1 protein-coding gene is annotated in these 472 nt (G+C 68.0%); it reads left to right on the plus strand.

Annotated features, from left to right (window positions below):
- Positions 1-472, plus strand: a 472-nt coding sequence (locus tag ELR45_RS02670) for an ATP-binding cassette domain-containing protein (RefSeq protein WP_165367412.1), incomplete at both ends; no start/stop codon positions are given.

Consider the following 472-nt stretch of genomic DNA (forward strand, 5'->3'; position numbering starts at 1 on the left):
CGGCGCCAACGAGACCGTCGGCGTCGTCGGCGAGTCCGGCAGTGGAAAATCCACTCTCGCCCGGCTTCTGATGCGGCTGATCGAGCCGACCGCAGGCTCGGTGACCTTCGATGGGCACGACGTCCTGGCCGCGAAGAGGGCGGAGCTGTACGGCCTGCGGCGACGGATCCAGATGGTGTTCCAGAACCCCTACGGCTCCCTGCTCCCCCATCTGACCGCGGCCGCGAACGTCATCGAGCCGCTTCGGGTGCACAAGGTCGCGAAGCCGGACGAACGCCGCAAGCGCGCCTTGGAACTGCTCGAATTGGTGGGAGTGCCGCCGGAACGGGCCGACCAGTATCCGCGCCAGTTCTCCGGCGGACAGCAACAACGGATCGCCGTTGCTCGTGCGCTGGCGCTGGAGCCCGAGCTCCTCGTCTGCGACGAGCCGACCTCCGCGCTCGACGTCTCGATCCAGGCCCAGATCCTCGAT

The sequence above is a fragment of the Phytoactinopolyspora endophytica genome, from assembly GCF_004138495.1.
Taxonomy (GTDB): Bacteria; Actinomycetota; Actinomycetes; order Jiangellales; family Jiangellaceae; genus Phytoactinopolyspora; species Phytoactinopolyspora endophytica.